This is a genomic window from Ferruginibacter sp. HRS2-29 (genome assembly GCF_024343615.1).
Taxonomy (GTDB): Bacteria; Bacteroidota; Bacteroidia; order Chitinophagales; family Chitinophagaceae; genus Ferruginibacter.
Genome location: NZ_RJUB01000001.1, coordinates 91,056 through 109,573, shown reverse-complemented (window position 1 = coordinate 109,573; position 18,518 = coordinate 91,056). Strand labels below are relative to the sequence as shown.

The following is an 18,518-nucleotide window of genomic DNA, read 5'->3' as shown; positions in this document are numbered from 1 at the left end:
GGATCGGAGAGTGGGTTTATAAATGGGGTCCGGCAGCAATGCCGGATCATTTTATTTATATACGATCTCTTTCATCGAATGGCATAGAGGATGCAGGAAAAGATCGTCTACCCCAATGAATTCAAATTTATTGATGTGGCTTGTCGAAAATTTTATCCTGCCGGGATAGGCGAGTAGAAATGTTTTGTAAACAAATTCTGCGCAATACATCTTGTCATTTGTTTTGAGATCGAAATCCATGTCAAACTGTATGCCGCGGAAGTATAATTCTTTTGCAACAGCTACGGCATTTTTTGCGGGAAATTCAGTGGGAGAAAACCGGAAGATACCGATGCCGTTATTTTCGTAAGGCTGTGAAAAATCAACGAATCTTTCCCGTTTGATCTTTTGATCAGGATTGAATTCTCCACCCAATGCATGATAAACAAACACGGTGTCGTTTTCGATACTGGCAATTCCACAATGAGAATATTGCTGGTTGCGTTGGTTCAGTGACCGGAGGCTTTGGCTGGTAAAATCATTGCCTGTGCGGGTGATGATATCGCCGTTACGTATAAGTTGCCGCATCAGGTATATGCTGTCGAAAGCCCTTCTTATAAAGGCTTTTTTATCCAGGCTGTCCTGGGATGTCATCCGCAATTCTTTGTATGGAGTATTTTGCGTACAGCTATGAATAAAAAAAATAAGGCAGCAGGGTAGCCACCTTATTTTTGATTTTTTAAAATAGTTCATCACGCGAAATTATCTTCTTTCTTTTTCTCTCTGCTCTTTTTCTTTGGTGATAGCTTCATCTTCCTTGTTGTAAGCTTTGATGATCGATTTCACCAACCTGTGCCTTACCACATCTTCTTCATCCAGCTCGATGTGAGCGATGCCGTCGATGTTGCGGAGGATCTTTGTAGCCCTGAAAAGCCCGCTCTGCTGGTTTTTCGGCAGATCGATCTGTGTAGGGTCACCGGTAATGATCGCTTTTGCATTTGGCCCGATACGGGTCAGGAACATTTTGATCTGCAGGTCATTGGTATTCTGGGCCTCATCCAGGATGATGAATGCATTGTCCAGCGTACGGCCACGCATATACGCTAATGGCGCAATTTCGATGGTACGTGTGCTCATATAATAACCCAGTTTATCTGCAGGGATCATGTCGTCCAATGCATCGTACAATGGCCTCAGGTATGGATCGATCTTCTCTTTCAGATCGCCGGGCAGGAAGCCAAGGCTTTCACCTGCTTCTACAGCAGGCCTTGTGAGGATGATCTTTTTTACCAGTTTGTTTTTTAATGCCCTTACTGCCAAAGCAACAGCCGTGTAGGTTTTACCGGTACCAGCAGGCCCGATGGCAAAGAGGATATCATTTTTATCGCAGGCCTGCACCATCGCTTTCTGATTGGCGGTACGTGCCCGTACGGTTTTGCCATTTGGCCCGAAAACCAGTACATCGTTGGGATTGCGGTCAATGAAATTATCGATTGATTTTTCATCATCGCCACCTAAAATTTGTTCGAGATAATTTTCGCTCATATGCCCGTTTCTTTGCAGGTACTGAACTAAGAGGTTGATTTTTTCTTTGGCTTCTTCAATTTGTTCCGGGGCTCCGCTCAATTTTATCTGCGTGCCACGACTTAAAATTTTTAACAGGGGGAATTTCTTTTTGAGAATGTCGAGTTTGCCGTTATTAACTCCAAAAAACTCAATAGGGTTAACCGTTTCAAGGTTAATGATAGTGTCTGTCAATGCTTTTCAGTTTTAAATACTTTGCCGAAACACGGCGAAAGCATGTTTGGGTTAAATTAAAATTGTTTGGTAAGAACTTTCAAAAGGTGTTATTCCAAATTTAATTTTTCTACCATATACATTACTAATTTAATTATTCACATTGTGTTGGAAAAGTTAAAAGATGAGAAGTTGCGGGTGTCGGGTAACGGGTTATCTGATCGTTAGCGAAGGAGATTATTTTGAGATCGAAATTTTCTCTAAACCGCGGAGAACGAGAGCTGGCAGAGGTTTCGCAGAGAAATGAAATGTTTTTAACTCTTCCCTAACGATCCAATAACCCGCAACCAGCCTCCCGAAACTATCCTAAAATCTCCCTATTAATTTTAAGTTAAGCAACCTCGGCGTAAGCCTGTTGGGGATGGCATAAGTGGAATTGGTGAAATCTTTTATCAATTGGTAGGAGATGGTGTTCTCCCTGTTGATAAGGTTGAATACTTCTAAACTCAGCCAGATATTTTCAAAACCTTTGAACGGGCTATGGCTTCTCCTGGTAGATCTTTCGCTGAGTAATAATGCACTGAAACCCATATCCACCCTGATGTATGGCTCAATGATCAACCCATTGCGGTAGCGTACGCTGCCGGGGATATTGTAACTCATGTTGCTGCCATACAGCATGTTCAGGTGCACTTTGAAATTCTTGTTCGTTGCCAGGTAATCTTCCAGGAAAAGCCCCACCGTGATAAGCCTGTCTGTTGGGCGGCGCAGCCAGCCTACATTTACCTGCGCACTGTCTGCCACCACCTGGTCGGGTGTAGATGGCCCTATGATCTCACCTGCCGCATTTTTATATTGGAAATAATGATCGTTATCCAGGTTTTCCCTGCTGCGCATGAAACCTACGCTGAGCCAACTTTCCGCATCTTTTACCAGTTCGCCGAAAAGCCTGAATTCGGCTCCAGTCGTGTATGCCCTGGCGTTATTGTTACCCAGGTACCTGATCTTTACATTGTCGATATCGTACGGTACCACATCGGTCATGGCTTTGTAGTATGCTTCGCTGGTAAACCGGAATGGGCGGCCGCCGATGCCCACGAAATTGTAATCCATACCCACTACAACTTGCAGGCTCTTCTGCGATTTGATGGCTGTATTGACCGATCCGTCGTATCGGCGCAATTCACGGTAAAAAGGTGGCTGGTTGTACACACCTACCGCCGCTTTAAAGATCACATCGTTTTTACCTTTAGGCTTCCAGCTTGCTTGCAGGCGCGGGCTTACGAGAAATTCCCTGTTGAGGCTGTTGTAATTGAAACGTACACCAGCCTGCAGGCTGATATCATTTTTTCCTTTGGATAAATGAATATTGTCCTGGATATAACCACTGTACTTTTGCACATCCAGGTCAACAGCACTGTTCTGCGAACTGAATAGTTGTGCATTTCCCGGAACATGCGGAAGTGAATAACCGGCAGAATCCTGGTATTCCCATTGCCTTAGCTTATCATTTATTTTAGTGAGTTCCACACTCGTTCCCCATTGAAAGAAATGTTTGCCTTTTTCCAGGCTGCCCTTGTGGCTTGCATTCCAGACTTCTATGTTCAGTTCATTGCGTGCATAATTTTGATAATAACCTTGCCCCAGCGGATTTACGATCTGCCCGAAAGTGCTGCTGCTGTTATCAAAATCGCGTTCGCCAAAAAGATATGCTCCTGCTATATCGAAATTTTCTTTTTCCTTATCCTTGAAACGGCTGAGCATCCATTTAAGGCGAAGATTTTTTGAAGGGGTATTCAAAATGCTGGCACCGGCCATGCTGCTGGTATAACTGTCTTTTTCCTGGCCTTCAAAATAAATATCGAGGCCTACATTGGCTGTGAAAAACGGAGAAAATACAGAGGCCGTCTTTTTCACCGACTCAGGAAAAAATGTAAAGCGTGAAGCAGAAATGATCCCCAGCAATTCCAGCTGCCATTTAGCATTCAGCTTATAAGTGACATACCCCTGCACATCCGAAGCGGAAGGAATATAAGCTCCCTGGGTTGGCTGATTGCTCAGCAGGTTGCGGTTACTTTTATTTCGCACAGCGAAAAGATAAGTGACCGCATTTTTTTTAGCGCGTCCTTCCAGATGTAATCCTTGTTCCAATAAACTTACGTAAACGCTTCCACCAAATTTCACCGGCTTCTTGTATTGTATGTCGAGCACACTGCTCATTTTGTCGCCATACTTACTTTGAAAACCACCGGTGTAAAAATTTACGTTCTTCGCCAGCTCAGGATTAATAAGGCTTAAACCTTCCTGCTGGCCGCTGCTTACGAGATAAGGCCTGTATATTTCAAAGTCGTTGATATAGATGAGGTTTTCATCGTAATTGCCTCCACGGACATTGTATTGCGAAGTAAGTTCATTGTTGCTGCCTACCAGTGTTTTTATCAATGCTTCAATACCACCGGTGGTGCTGGGAAGTGTCAATACATTTTTAGGATTTATTTTCACCAGCCCTGTTTCTTTTCTTTCGCGGTCGTCCTGGACCACCACGGCTTCCAGCGTTTTGCCACTGCGTAATAACCGTATCGTCACGGTTTCATTTTCTCCTTTACTGAGGAAAAAATTCTTTTGTATATCTGCGTAGCCGGTATGGGAAAAAATGATGGCGAATGCTTTGCCTGCTTCTACTTTAAGGAGGAAAGTGCCGCTGTCGGAAGAGAGTATCCCGTTGTTTTTGCCAAGGATGGTCACCGAAACATTGCTCAAGGGGTGTTCATTCTCGTCTACGACACGGCCTGAAACAGTAGCAGATTTCAATTGGGCGACAGACGCATGCGTAACCAGTAAAAAACATAAAGCAGTCAGGAATCTCATACGATGAAGGTAAATATTTTTATCAGTTTGTAAGAAAATATCACCCGTTGAAGGATGTTTTTTATTTTTGAACCGATGAAACAATTTACCCAGGTTATATATGTAATGGTCGTCCTGATGCTGCTATCCGGCTGTGCCGGCAGAAAAAATGAATCGACCGGTGAAATAGTCACCGAAGACCAGCCGGCCGAAACAGTCCCGGATTTCAGAGTTGCTGGTTTGGTGGATCTGAATGAAAAACAGGATATGAAAGAGATCCTTTGCCAGTCGTGGAACAATAAGGAAGATGCTGACGATATCAAAAATTCCCGGGGAGATTCAGAACTCGAAATGGCGAACCGTGGTTATTGTTTTTTCAACGATGGTACGATGGTGAAGGATCCGCGGGGAGAATACCGTCTGGGAGTCTGGATGCTGCACGATGATAAAAAGCCTTATTTGATTGAAATGAAACTGGATAACGGAACGAAAGAACTGCACCAGGTTGCCCGACTCGATCCGAAAAATCTTACACTCAATGAAGTGACATCGGGCAATGAAAAAAAACTGGTCGAATACAAAGGGGAAGCGGTAGCACATTTGCAGATCCGTGACGAACCTTTTCACATCACCAACAACCGCTGGCGCATAGCCCCCAAACAACCGGAAACCGACGAAGCCATCAAAGCCCGGCTGAAAGCGTCGATCCACTTTTTTGTTCTGTTTTATGATCATTGTATCAATGCAAGATCCGAAGATGTAATCCTTACCGGGTTGCCGTCGTGCTTTAAATGGTACGCCGGTGGTATTTACATGAGAAAAGAGAAAGATCTGCCGGCTAACTGGATCAGCTGTTTTTACAATGCGAAGCAGGCTGCCATCGCCTACAAAATGGCCGATGAATTACTGGATAGAAAATACAACTGGCCAAAAGGGGAGAGGAATTGGGTGAAGCAAAATGTTTTTGTGCTGAAGCAAATGGAGAAACAATTATAAATTACGAATTACGAATGAAGCGAGAGAGGGATCGCAGATTAAAAAAGGATGAAGGGGATTGCACAGATTTTTCCTGCTTCGCAGAAAATCAAAATGCAGTTTATAAATCCTGCGGCTTAAATAAAAGCCGCAGGATTTATAAACTGCATTTTCGTTTTTACGAAGTGAAAACAATCTGTGCAATCCCCTGCATCCCTTTTTTAAAATCTGTGATCCCCTTTTTGCTTCATTCGTAATTCGTAATTGGTAATTCGTAATTTTTAAAGTTGTTTCAGAGCTTTAATAGTTGCGCCCGGGTCAGCAGAATTAAACACTGTGCTTCCCGCCACCAATACATCTGCGCCGGCATCGATCACGCTTTGGGCGTTTGCCAACGTGATGCCGCCATCTACTTCAATCTTTACATTCAAGTTTCTTTCGGTGATCATTTCCTTTAACTGCCTGATCTTATCGAGGCTATGCGGTATGAAGGATTGCCCGCCAAATCCGGGATTGACGCTCATGATGCAAACCAGGTCGATATCCCCGAGAATGTCTTTCAACAAATCTACCGGTGTATGGGGGTTGATAGCGACACCAGCACCCATGTCCAATTGCTTGATGAGTTGTATGTTGCGGTGAAGATGCCGGCAGGTTTCCACATGTATCGTCAGGCTGTCGGAGCCCGCTTCTTTTAAGGCTTCAAAATATTTTTCCGGTTCTTCTATCATCAGGTGCACATCGCAGAATTTGCTGGTGGTGGAAGTGATGAATTTGATGAGCATCGGCCCGAAGCTAATGTTGGGCACAAATCTTCCATCCATCACATCGAGGTGAAACCAGTCGGCCTCGCTGGCGTTCAGCATATCACAATCCCGTTGAAGCTGTAAAAAATTTGCTGCCAGGAGAGAAGGGGCTATAATTGCCATAAATATTTTTTTATGAGTGGATATGTTAGCGTTCCTGTTTCTGTTACCTGTCAGCCTGAGCTTGTCGAAGGCGATCCCCAATAAACCTTCGCCTTCGACAAGCTCAGGCTGACAGGAATTTTATTAAAATTAAACGATAATATTACTGTGTTTTTACACCGAGTTTTGCCAGTGCGTCTTTCGCTTCTATATATTCCGGATCGTACATCAATGCTGTCTGGTATGCCTCGATGGCTTCCTCGCGTTTATCCATTTTCTCCAGCACACGGCCACGATAATAATATCCTTCGTCGTAGTTATTCTGCAATGTTAAGCCTTTATCCAAAACCGCCAATGCTTCCGGGTATCTTTTCAGATCGTACAAAGCCAGCGCTTTTTCTGTATAGGCACTCATGTAAGTGTAATTCAGTTGAAGGCATTTATCAAAATAAACGATCGCTTTTTCCTTTTCATTTTTATAACTGTAATAAAGTCCCTGTATAAAATAAGATTCCTTTTCCGCATCGGCTTTACTGCTCAGCAAGGCATCCGCCATGATGAGCGCATTCGGATTTTTTGTCTGTGCATACAATGTACCCAGCGAAATGATATATTCCGGATCGGCTTTGATGGAAACGGCTTTTTCGAAAGATCTTATTGCACCAAGCGTATCATTGTTTTCAAACTGAAGCGTGGCCTTGATATCCCACCATCTTGCGCTGGTGCTGTCTTTTTTCAACGCCTCATTTACGGCGGAAAGGGCATTGTCGTACCGGCCGCTTTCGCGGTAATATTGCACCAGGTTTTCTTTCAGCAAGGCGGAATCGGGAAAGCCGGCGATATCGTTCTTAAGGGCCACTTCCCTCGAGTTGGTGTCTGAAGGTGAGGAAGAAGCGGTATTGTCGGTATTATTGCAGCCCATGAAAACAAGCGTGCAAAAAAGGAAAAGATATTTCATGAAAATCCTGTTATTGAACGCAAAATTAATGTTTCAGGGCTTTCATTATTGACAAATATTTGACAAAACAGTTCAATTGATGGTTACCTTTGCAAAAAATTATAAAAATGAAGTACATAGCGGGCTTTGCGTTGTTTTTTTTGATGAATAACTTTCCGGCATTTAGCCAGCATACGGCTGTAGTGAATGACACGGTCCATTTTGCAGGCGAAGATTATTTTGCCAATATCAGGCAGCTCACTTTTGGCGGTGATAACGCAGAAGCTTATTTCAGTTTTGATGGAAAATACCTGGTCTACCAGAAATCGGATGCTAAGGAAGGCATACAATGTGATCAGATCTGGATGGGGAAAATCCCGGTTTCGGCCAACGAAAAATTTACCCCTAAACTGGTGAGTACCGGTACCGGCCGTACAACCTGCGCCTTCTTTTACCCTGATGGCAGGCATATTTTGTATGGTTCCACGCACCTTGCCGGCAATGAATGCCCGCCGGTTCCGGATCGTAAAAAGTATGGCAATAAATATATCTGGCCGATCTATGAGAGCTTCGATATTTTTAAAGCAGATACCAGTGGTAAAATTGTAAAGCAACTGACCAAAACAAAAGGCTACGATGCAGAAGCCACCATTTCACCGAAAGGTAATAAGATCGTTTTTACGAGCATGCGTGATGGCGACCTGGATCTTTATACCATGGATCTGGATGGTAAACATGTAAAACGTATCACCAATGCATTGGGGTATGATGGTGGAGCGTGGTTCAGCCCTGATGGCAAAAAGATCATCTGGCGTGCTTCCCGCCCGAAAACCCCGGAAGAGATAAAAGAGTATAAGGAGTTGCTGGCAGAAAACCTGGTAGCACCTACCAATATGGAAGTGTGGATCGCGAATGTGGATGGCAGCGATGCCCGCCAGGTAACTACTTTGGCGCAAGCCAACTGGGCACCTAATTTTACGCCGGATGGCAATCATTTTATTTTCTGTAGCAATCACGAATACAAACGCGGGTTCCCATTCAACATGTACCTCGCGGACCTGGATGGCAGCAATATGAAAAAGATCTCCAGGGATAAAGGCTTCGATGCTTTCCCGATGTTCAGCCCCGATGGAAAGAAATTCGTTTTCAGCAGCAACCGTAATAACGGTGGCACAAGGGATACGAATGTGTTTATTGCAGACTGGATTGAATAATCAATTACGAATTAACAATTACGAATTAACAATTTAAGGCAAAGGAGTACAAAATTCGTAATTGTTAATTCTTAATTGATTGCTCGTATTTCCAGTTCCGTCCTTTGCCCTCAGCGATCCACTCAATAGCCTGCGTCATTCGCCTGTTTCGGGTTTCTTCTGTCCTGGCTTCTATGATCCATTGATTGTATTCTTTGCGGTGCGATGGCGCGAAGGCTTCGAATATGCTGAATGCTTTTTTGTTTTTCTTCAATTCTTTCAAAAAATAATCCGGGGTGGCTACCATGGTGGCGGCGGTAAGTTTTGGCTTTGCAGGAAGCTTGATCCCGTCTTCATTCAGCTTTGCCGCTTCTTTGATGAGGGCGATGAGTTTTTTGTCTGTGGGCAACACTTTCAATGAAGTGATCTTGCCGAGATGTCCCATCGCAGTATTCTGATTGGTGGTGAGCTCGCCTGCATCCTTCATAATAGCGGCTTTCCAGAAACCGAAGGCGCAGTGCTGACTGAAAGAAGCCATAGTACACATTACGCCTTTGTAATCAAAAGCAGCAAATCCCCATTTGATAGTCTCCTCTACCTCCGGACAAGCTTTGTGCACCAACTCACGTAAATGTGTAAGGATCGGCTGCGCAAATTCAGCGGATGCGGCTATGTAGGCGTCAACGCGTTTGTCTTTCTTTCCCATACGATTATTTGTCCTTAAATTTAGACAACTTTTTATTTTTTATACGTAGATATTATAAGAGCTGTCCCGTTTCTTAAACTAATACTTATGAAAAACAGACTTTTAGCCTTTCTTATCCTTAGAGGCCTGGGTGCCGGCTGCTCAAAAAGTGATACGGATCGAGATCGTATATATGCCGGGCTACGCACCGGATCAGGCTGCCCTGAATAATCTTGTAGGGTTTCTGAATACGATGGTGAATAGTGAATGGTGAAACCTTCGTAGTTTATAAGGGCTTTTGAAAGTTTATACAATCGAATCTTTTTTACCGCAACAAGTGAATCTCTAATCTAACTCCACCACTTCACAATTTTTAATGTCTTTTCCATCTATCGCGAAGCGGATCATCGTACGCATTTTGTGCCACCCTTGTTTACCTGCCGCACCCGCGTTCATGTGCAAGCAATGTACACTTTCATCATACATCACTTTCAGGATATGCGAATGGCCACTGATGAATAACTGTGATTTGTGCGCCAGGATATCTTTTTTAACGCCGGGTGCATAACGGCCGGGGTAACCACCGATATGCTGTATGAACACATTCACTTTTTCACAGGTAAAGAAAAGTTTTTCAGGATAGATCGCCCGGATATCGTTCGCATCAATATTTCCATATACACCCCGCAACGGCTTGAAAGCCCGTAACTGTTCAATTACTTCCATATTGCCGAAATCACCGGCATGCCATATTTCATCACACTCTTTGAAATGCTGAAACACGGCTTCATCCAGGTAGCTGTGGGTGTCTGATATCAATCCGATACGAGTCAATTAAGAATTAAGAATTTAAAATTAAGAATGAAAGCAAGTTCGACATAAAATTAATGACTTATCGAACCCGTGCGTAACTAATTCTTAATTCTTAATTTTAAATTCTTAATTTCATCGTATGCCATATCACCGCAATTTCACCTACGATATCGATAAGCGCAGATGGAAATACATCTTCCTGCTCGCTTCTCTGGAGCTTTGCATAATTGAATAAATTTCCACCATAAGGAATTATTCATTATTCATTATCAATTATCAATTATCATGGCTCATTATCACAAAGCCGGAACCATTCCTCACAAAAGGCATACACAGTTTCGTAAGCCGGATGGGAGTTTATATTCCGAGCAATTATTTTCTACCGAAGGGTTTTCCAACGATTACTCTTTGCTTTACCATACGTATGCCCCTACACTTATTGTGAAATGTGATGATCCAATCGATGTTTCACCGAAGGTGGCGGAAGAAAGGATGCTGAAACATCGTAGCCTCGAGGGGTTCAGGGTAAAACCAGAAGCGGATTTCCTGGAAAGCCGGAAAGCGGTATTGGTCAACAATGATTGCCATATCGTGCTGGCTGCGCCGCAACAAAGCATGACGGATTATTTTTATAAAAATGCCGACAGCGATGAAATGATCTTTGTGCATGAAGGAAGCGGCGTGTTGAAAACCTGTTATGGTGAATTGAAATTCGGTTACGGCGATTACCTCGTGATCCCACGCGGCTGCATTTACCAGGTACATTTTGATACCACCGAAAACCGTTTATTCATCGTGGAATCGCATACACCTATCCGTTATCCCAAACGTTACCTCAGCAAATATGGCCAACTGATGGAGCATTCTCCGTATTGCGAAAGGGATATCCGCACGCCGGAAAACCTGCAGACGATAGATGAGAAGGGAGATTTTATCATCCAGACAAAAAAACAAGGAATGTTATATGGCATCCATTACGGCACGCATCCTTTTGATGTGATTGGCTGGGATGGCTGCTGCTATCCGTATGCGTTCAGCATCCATGATTTTGAGCCCATTACCGGAAGGGTACATCAGCCGCCACCTGTGCACCAGACTTTTGAAACGGATGCCTTTGTGGTATGTTCATTTGTGCCGCGTCTGTTCGATTATCATCCTTTGGCGATACCTGCCCCGTACAACCACAGTAACATCGATAGCGATGAGCTGCTGTACTATGTAGATGGCGATTTCATGAGCCGTAAGCATGTCACCCGCGGAATGATCACGCTGCACCCGGCCGGTATTCCGCATGGGCCACATCCCGGGCTGGCAGAAAAAAGTATCGGTGCAAAGGAAACCAAAGAACTGGCGGTGATGGTAGATACTTTCCGGCCACTGAAACTTACGCAAACGGCATTGGAGATAGAGAATGAGGGATATGTGATGAGTTGGGCGGAATAAGTTTAGAGGTTTGGGGGTTTAGAAGTTTAGATAATCTTTTTGAAGGAATTTCTCTAGACCCCTAAACCCCTAAAGGTCTAAACTTCTAAACTTTTCCTTATATTGCTATAACAAAAAAACACTTGCCATGATAAAATTTCATGATCTTAAAAAAGGCGACTATGTAATTGCCGATAATGACGGCGACAAAAAAAGGGGAGAAGTGATCGACCTCAACAATGATGAAAAACAGGTTTGTGTGGACACCGGGGCTCAGGGTTTCTGGTACGAAACAGAACAGTTAAGTACGATTGAGATCACCGAACAGGAATTGACCGATCTGAAATTCCACAAACACGTAAATGAAGATGGTACAGTGAAGTATTCCAAAGGTGCTTTCCGCATGCTTACGCCCAAAGAAGGCGACTTCAGCCGGATGGAGATCTGGTACAGGGATGAACAGCGGCATATTGGTACGCCGATCCCACTGAATATATTACAGAATCATTTTCATGAAATGACGAAGGTGCACCTGAATACGGAATCGTTCGATTAAATAAGAAATAATTAATCAGAAATAAAGAATAGGGAAGTTGGTTCATCAGGATGTACCAACTTCCTTATTTTATATTTCTTATTCTTTAAAAGTTGTAAAAACAAAAAACCTCCCGAAAAATCTTCGGGAGGTTTTGATATAGAGAAGTTTAAACTTATTCTCCTTTCGCTTCTTCAGCAGCGTTGTCGCCGTCTAATTTAGCTTTCAGATCAGCCAGTGCGCTCAGATCGCCAAGGGTAGTTTTTTCTACTTTGCTCTGGATCGCTTTTACAGCTTTCTTGGTAGATTCTGCCTCTACTTGTTTTTCCTTGCGGATCACTTGCTTTTCTTCTTCCATCTGCTGTTCCCACAGGCGTGTGTGGCTAACAACGATACGTTTGTCGCTGCGCTCGAATTCGATCACCATGAAGTTAGCGATCTCATCAACACCTACGGTTTTGCCGTCTTCTTTTGCAAGGTGACGTGCAGGAGCAAATCCTTCCAATCCGTATGGCAACTGAACCATAGCACCTTTATCATCTTTCTTGATCACAGTACCTTCGTGAATAGAACCGATGGTGAAGATAGATTCAAGAGAAGTCCATGGATCTTCTTCGATCTGTTTGTGACCTAACTGAAGTTTGCGGCCTTCTTTATCGATGCTCAGGATAAGCACTTCGATATCGTTACCAACTTTAGTGTATTCGTTAGGGCTGTTGAAACGTTTCAACCAGCTAAGGTCGCTGATGTGGATCATACCACCGATACCAGTAGCCAGTTCAACAAACACACCATAAGGAGTGATGTTCTTAACAACACCATTGTGTTTGCTGCCTTCAGGGAATTGGTTTTCGATCGTGCTCCATGGATCTTCAGTCAATTGTTTGATAGACAGGCTCATCTTGCGGGTGTCTTTATCCAACGTTACCACTTTAGCTTCGTATTCGTCGCCAAGTTTGAAGAATTCTTTGGCATTGATCGGTGTGTTAGCCCATGTAATTTCACTTACGTGAACAAGGCCTTCAACACCTGGCATGATCTCAAGGAAAGCACCGTAATCTTCGATGTTCACTACTTTACCTTTTACTACTTCACCTTCTTTCAGGTTTTCTGCCAGCGTATCCCAAGGGTGAGGGGTCAATTGTTTCAAGCCAAGGCTGATACGTTTTTTGTCATCATCGAAATCAAGCACAACAACGTTCAGTTTCTGATCCATCTTCAATACTTCTGAAGGATGGTTGATACGTCCCCATGAAATATCGGTGATGTAAAGCAGGCCATCTAAGCCACCAAGATCCAGGAATGCTCCGAAATCTGTGATGTTTTTGATAGTTCCTTCCAATACCTGGCCTTTTTCGAGTTTGCCGATGATCTCAGCACGTTGTGCTTCGATATCACTTTCGATAAGGGCTTTATGAGATACAACCGCGTTTTTGATCGCTTCGTTGATCTTAACCACTTTGAACTCCATTGTTTTACCAACAAACTGATCGTAATCAGTAACGGGCTTAACATCGATCTGAGAACCTGGCAGGAAGGTTTCCATACCAAATACGTCCACGATAAGGCCACCTTTTGTTTTGCTGGTAACAAGACCTGTAACGATCTCGCCGGTTTTGTTAACTTCCACGATCCTTTCCCATGCACGGGTAGTGCGGGCAGATTTGCGGCTAAGGTGCAGGTTACCGTCCCTGTCTTCTTTTTCAACCACCATTACTTCAATCACGTCGCCTACTTTAACGCCACCCGGGATATCACGGAATTCGTTCAAGGAAATAAGGCCATCGCTTTTGAAACCGATGTTTACAACAGCATCCGTTTTGGTCAGTGATTCTACAGTTGCCTGGATCATTTCACCATCATTGATCTGTTTGAAAGTGTTGTCATAAACAGTATCGTATTTTGCTTTTTCCTCTGCGGTGTAAGCTGATACGTTACGTTTGTCCCTGCTCCAGTCGAAATCGTCGTGGGCAGTTTCTACAACGGGTGCTTCAGGTGCTTTTGTTGTCGCAGTAACCTCTGCTACCTCTGTAGCTTTAGGCTCCTGATCCTCTGCGTTTAGTTGTTTGTTAATATTGAATGACATAAAATTATCCCCGTGGTTTTATACGGGGCTGCAAAAATAACACTTTTAGCTGAAAAAAGGGAGGGGAAAAGGGGGCTTTTTAGACAGCCTACCTATAAAAAAGCCCCGGGGAAAACCCCGGGGCTTAGAACTATCTGAAAGACAGAAGATTATTGAATCAGAACCCTGCCTGTTTTGATACGGTTGCCGTTGAAATCGGTCAGGTCTACAGTGTAGATACCTTTACCGTTATTGCTCAGGTCAACGAACATGTCAGCGTAAGGAGCTGTGATGGAATATGTTTTCCAGAACACCCTTGCACCTTTGGCATCATAGATGGTCAGTGTACGTGGACCCTGGAATGTAGGGCTGGTATTCAGATCATGATACCTTACGTGGAACTGGCCATTTGATGGGTTAGGATAGATGAACAACTTGGTAGTTGCAGAATCTACAATTGTAACCGCATTTGAAGTAGAAGTACAACCGTTACCGTCTGTAACCCTTACTGTGTAAGTACCCAGATCGTCTACATCAAGTCCTGCGATAGTGTTGGTAGTCGCACCAGCGATCTGTACACCATTTTTGAACCATGTGTAAGTAGTACTTGCAGATGGAGCCGGGTTAACAGCTACCACTACTGAAGTAGTGATACCAGGGAATACAGCAGTTGTAGGAGCTGCAGCCAGGTTCAATACCGGGTTAGGGTTAACAGTCAGGATACCAGCAGCTGAAGTGATGTTAGTACCTGCAAGACAAGGAGCAGCTACTGCTACCAGGCGATACCTTGCACCGTTCAATGACGCAGGAACTGCAGTCAGGGTCAGGGTGTTGGTAGTAGCACCAGAGTAGATACCACCGTTTGCAACAGTTGTGTAAGTAGCACCACCGTCTGTGCTCACTTCCCACCTGTTGGTTACACCAGAACCACCGGTTACGGTAGCAGTGAAGGTAGTGTTACCCAAAGGACAAACTGATTTGTTTGCTACAGCGCTAACCGCAGTTGCTGGTGAATTAACAGCCAGTGGAACGGTTACAGGAGCTGAAGTACAAATGCCATTGTTAACAACCACCGTGTAGTTTACTGTACCTGCAGTAGTTGGTTTAGCATAAACTGTGTTCACTGAAGTTACACCATCGTAAGGGATAGTTGCAGCTGCATCAGTGTACAGTGAGTTAGGAGCTGGTGAAGTCCAAACACCTGTTGCAAGTCCACCAGTGTAAGTGATCTCGATGCTCCAGTTGTTGAATTTATTAGTTGTCTGATCATCCTGGAAGTAGTCATACAAAGCTAAAGTCCATGGACCATTTAAGGTATTCGCATTATTAGCAGAGTTATACAGATCAGTGAACGTATTACGTGCTGCTGCAGTTGAAGTTGGAATGAATCCATTAGGGCCTGTTGGAACTGCAGGGTCACCGGTAGTTGAGTTGTAACCATCCGCTGCGTAAGTTCCGCTATAAGGGTTTGCACCAGCATTCAGCAGGTTAGCAGCAGTCGGAGTAAGCGTAGATGAGAAAGTTGGGTTGAAACCGGTTGTTGCGGATGCACCACCTGTTCCGTTCAATGCATACGCAAGGTTCAGAATGTTGTTATTTGGAGCTTTCGCTACTACAACAAGGTCACCTGCCCAGCTATGCGTGATACCCATTTTGATTTTGATGCTGGTAATAGTAACACCTGAAGGGATACCTGAAACGTTGATCACGTTGTTAACACCAGCGGTACCACCATTATCAGGGATAGTGATGTTCAATGCTGCTGCAGAGTTGAAAGTAAGCACTGTTGCAGGTTGAGTGTTAGTGATGCTCAACTGCTGGATACCACCAAGACAAACTGAAGGATTTGCCGGAGCAACAACACCTACCAGTGGGTTCACTGTAAGGGTAGCTACGCTGGAGAAATCAACCGCAGTACAAGCACCTGAGAACACTGCACGGTATTGGTAACCGTTCAAAGTGCTGGTAGCGCCTGTGATAGTCAAAGTATTGGTGTTCTGTCCTGTGTAAGGAGCAGCAGCTGGTACATTCTGCCATGGTGAAGTTGCATTCACCCTGTATTCCCAATAGAATACCGGCAAAGAACCTGTTCCGGCAACTGTGAAGGTGGTATTTGCACCGCAATCAACAGTCTTGTTAACAGGCTGAGTAGTCAAAGCTACGTTCACACAAGGAACAAGGTTAACGGTGTAGTCTTCCACTTCACCGAAGCTGCTTGAAGCAGCACATGCCTGTGTAGAAAGAACCGGTGTGTTGTATTGAACACGTACCCTCATCCTGGTATTTCCTGACAATGCAGCTGCAGGAGCATTTACAGCACCTGTGATAGTTGAACCGTTTCCGCTGCCGAGCAGAGTGAATTCAGTTGTTTCGAAAGTACCATTCTGGTTGTAATCGATCCAAACACCTACATATTCAGTACCGCCTGGTCCTACAGTAACCCTGATAGGGTTTGCACCACCTTTGATAACATCAGGAATAACGATAGCGGGGTTAGTAGTATAGTTTGTGTAACCACCCGCGCCGCAGGTAGAGTTATTATTCAATGTACCAAGGGTCACGTTAGTGATCTGGTCATCAAGAGAACAGTTTACAGTTCCCGGTGTGCAATAGCAACCTGTAGAAGCTGCTACCAGAACCGGTGTAGAAGTACCTGTATTACCGCCACATGTTACCTGGCACCTGTAGTAAGTAGCAACTGCCTGGCTGTAAGTCAGCGTTGGAGCAGTAGCACCGATAATATTTGTGTAAGGGCCAGCTAAAGTAGTAGCCGACTGCCATTGGTAAGTTACGCCATCACCTGTGGTTGGAGTTTGCAAAGACAGTTGGTAAGCGATACCAGGACATGTTGTTGTAACTGAAGCAATGGTATTACCAGGAGCAGGAGTACCTGCGCATGGCACAACACCGGTAGCAGTATAGCTGATAGAGAAAGGCAGATCCTGAGCCAATGAAGGGCTTGATGCAGGGTTACCACCATCCAGCAAAGCAGTCCATGCGCCGGAGTTGCTCTGAATAGCATTATAACCAGTCTGCGTCCTTGCACCAACTACTACGCTTGTTGGAGCGAAAGTAGCTGCACCTGCAGTCACTTTCCACTCTACCCAGTATGTACCGGCAGTAAGCACGGTAGCAACGTTGGCATCCATAGAGAAAATGCGGTAAGCAGTTCCCGGAGTGTTGTTCGCTGGTACTGAAGAGTTGAAAGCTCCATAGATGTTCAATGGAGTAGTAGCATTCAATACGTTGGTAGTAAGATTACCATAAACGATCGTAGTTGCACCAGCTAAAGGGCTGCTGTTGTGGATACGAACGTTCAAAGCAGTTACAGCAGCAGCTGTAGGTTGGATACCGTAGAAGGTCATTTTAGAAATAGTCCATGTCTGACCTGCAGGAACGGTAAAGTTATCCGCAACCGTGAAAGTACCTGTGTAGGCAAATGCAAGGCTGGTATTGGATACTGCAGTGTTACCGACATTGTTCTGTAATTCATGCCACTGAAAACCTGTGGGGGCAGTTGTGCCATTCTTAGAGACAGTACCTGAACCCAGGTTACCGTTCACATAAGTTTGTGCATTGATTGTGCCTGTGACAGAGCACAACAAAGCCAGAGCCGTTAGGGTTTTTCTCCAGAACCCCCCGAATCTTTTTAATGTAATTTTAGACTGCATAATTGTGTTTTTTGTGAAATAAAAAAAGTAATCCTGATGTGTAAATTGAATATTAGTGCTAAAAGTACAAATTATATGATAATGATTAACAAATTTTTTTAAGAATGAAAATATATTTTTTTGGCTTTTGGTTTTTTTATAATGTATTTTTTTGTATGGGATTTGTCCGTATAAAATGCTGCGGAACCCAGGATGGAGAAAGGGTGGAGAACGCTTAAGAAAATGGAGAAGGAGGGATATAATTAAAAAAGCCCCGAATAATTTCGGGGCTTTTTTAATATTTTGAACATCAACCGGATTAACGGTTTTTGTTTGCTTTTTTCCTGGCTTCTTCAGACTGAACAGTCAGTGCTGAATTGTCTACAGTAGGTGTTTTTGCTGCTTCTGCCTGTTTAACCTTGTCTGCTTCTGTTTTAGCCTGCGCTTTCTGGAAAGTGCCTTTTTTGCTAGGAAGCTTTGTAGTAGCTTTTTTAGCCTGTGCCATTGAAGATCCTGCAATTGCCAACATTACAAATGATGTGAGTAATAATTTCTTCATAATCCTGATTTTATATTTTTTGGTAGATTTATTTTTTCAAATATACATTTTTTTCAAAAACAACAAAAATTAGTTTTCCTGCCTTCCCGCTTGGTTGGTACCACAATGAAAACTTCTACAGGAGCGGATTTTATTGATTCTGCAGATCGTATCGAGAAGGCATCTTCACCATTAATTTCAGGAAAATAGTATTCGGCAGGTTTTATGATATAA

The 18,518-nt window shown here is 43.8% G+C and carries 14 protein-coding genes; 4 read left to right on the top strand and 10 right to left on the bottom strand.

Going from position 1 to position 18,518, the window contains the following annotated elements; translation table 11 throughout:
• Positions 1-51 precede the first annotated feature (51 nt).
• The 3 genes from EGI32_RS00530 to EGI32_RS00520 form a co-directional block, all read right to left on the bottom strand.
• Positions 52-732 (bottom strand): YiiX/YebB-like N1pC/P60 family cysteine hydrolase, encoded by a 681-nt coding sequence (locus EGI32_RS00530; RefSeq protein ID WP_255153393.1) that lies wholly within the window; start codon positions 730-732, stop codon positions 52-54.
• Positions 733-741: 9 nt separating this feature from the next.
• Positions 742-1,737, bottom strand: coding sequence for a PhoH family protein (locus tag EGI32_RS00525; protein WP_255153392.1), 996 nt, complete (start codon positions 1,735-1,737; stop codon positions 742-744).
• Positions 1,738-2,082: 345 nt separating this feature from the next.
• Positions 2,083-4,584 (bottom strand): TonB-dependent receptor, encoded by a 2,502-nt coding sequence (locus EGI32_RS00520; protein ID WP_255153391.1) that lies wholly within the window; start codon positions 4,582-4,584, stop codon positions 2,083-2,085.
• Between the two features lie 75 nt (positions 4,585-4,659).
• Here EGI32_RS00520 and EGI32_RS00515 point away from each other — a divergent pair, with 75 nt between their 5' ends.
• The gene (locus EGI32_RS00515; RefSeq protein ID WP_255153390.1) at positions 4,660-5,559 is read left to right on the top strand and encodes a hypothetical protein; all 900 of its coding nucleotides are present in this window, start codon (positions 4,660-4,662) and stop codon (positions 5,557-5,559) included.
• A 260-nt stretch (positions 5,560-5,819) separates the two neighbouring features.
• On the opposite strand, the gene rpe is transcribed toward EGI32_RS00515, so the two are convergent.
• Positions 5,820-6,467, bottom strand: coding sequence for a ribulose-phosphate 3-epimerase (gene rpe, locus EGI32_RS00510; RefSeq protein ID WP_255153389.1), 648 nt, complete (start codon positions 6,465-6,467; stop codon positions 5,820-5,822).
• A gap of 142 nt (positions 6,468-6,609) precedes the next feature.
• Complete coding sequence (locus EGI32_RS00505; protein WP_255153388.1) at positions 6,610-7,404, bottom strand: lipopolysaccharide assembly protein LapB; 795 nt, start codon at positions 7,402-7,404, stop codon at positions 6,610-6,612.
• A 107-nt stretch (positions 7,405-7,511) separates the two neighbouring features.
• Here EGI32_RS00505 and EGI32_RS00500 point away from each other — a divergent pair, with 107 nt between their 5' ends.
• A complete protein-coding gene (locus tag EGI32_RS00500) occupies positions 7,512-8,597 on the top strand; it encodes a hypothetical protein (RefSeq protein WP_255153387.1) in 1,086 nt (361 codons plus the stop codon).
• A 64-nt stretch (positions 8,598-8,661) separates the two neighbouring features.
• Here the strand turns inward: EGI32_RS00500 and EGI32_RS00495 are convergent, their stop codons facing one another.
• Positions 8,662-9,282 (bottom strand): YdeI family protein, encoded by a 621-nt coding sequence (locus EGI32_RS00495; protein ID WP_255153386.1) that lies wholly within the window; start codon positions 9,280-9,282, stop codon positions 8,662-8,664.
• Positions 9,283-9,606: 324 nt separating this feature from the next.
• A complete protein-coding gene (locus EGI32_RS00490) occupies positions 9,607-10,095 on the bottom strand; it encodes a metallophosphoesterase (protein ID WP_255153385.1) in 489 nt (162 codons plus the stop codon).
• A gap of 264 nt (positions 10,096-10,359) precedes the next feature.
• Here EGI32_RS00490 and EGI32_RS00485 point away from each other — a divergent pair, with 264 nt between their 5' ends.
• Both EGI32_RS00485 and EGI32_RS00480 read left to right on the top strand, forming a co-directional pair.
• Complete coding sequence (locus tag EGI32_RS00485) at positions 10,360-11,517, top strand: homogentisate 1,2-dioxygenase (RefSeq protein WP_255153384.1); 1,158 nt, start codon at positions 10,360-10,362, stop codon at positions 11,515-11,517.
• A 127-nt stretch (positions 11,518-11,644) separates the two neighbouring features.
• Complete coding sequence (locus tag EGI32_RS00480; protein ID WP_255153383.1) at positions 11,645-12,052, top strand: hypothetical protein; 408 nt, start codon at positions 11,645-11,647, stop codon at positions 12,050-12,052.
• Between the two features lie 154 nt (positions 12,053-12,206).
• On the opposite strand, the gene rpsA is transcribed toward EGI32_RS00480, so the two are convergent.
• The 3 genes from rpsA to EGI32_RS00465 form a co-directional block, all read right to left on the bottom strand.
• On the bottom strand, positions 12,207-14,117 hold the full coding sequence (gene rpsA / locus EGI32_RS00475) for a 30S ribosomal protein S1 (RefSeq protein WP_255153382.1): 1,911 nt from the start codon (positions 14,115-14,117) through the stop codon (positions 12,207-12,209).
• 149 nt (positions 14,118-14,266) lie between these two features.
• The gene (locus EGI32_RS00470; protein ID WP_255153381.1) at positions 14,267-17,767 is read right to left on the bottom strand and encodes a GEVED domain-containing protein; all 3,501 of its coding nucleotides are present in this window, start codon (positions 17,765-17,767) and stop codon (positions 14,267-14,269) included.
• A gap of 298 nt (positions 17,768-18,065) precedes the next feature.
• A complete protein-coding gene (locus EGI32_RS00465; protein WP_255153380.1) occupies positions 18,066-18,305 on the bottom strand; it encodes a hypothetical protein in 240 nt (79 codons plus the stop codon).
• Positions 18,306-18,518 lie beyond the last annotated feature (213 nt).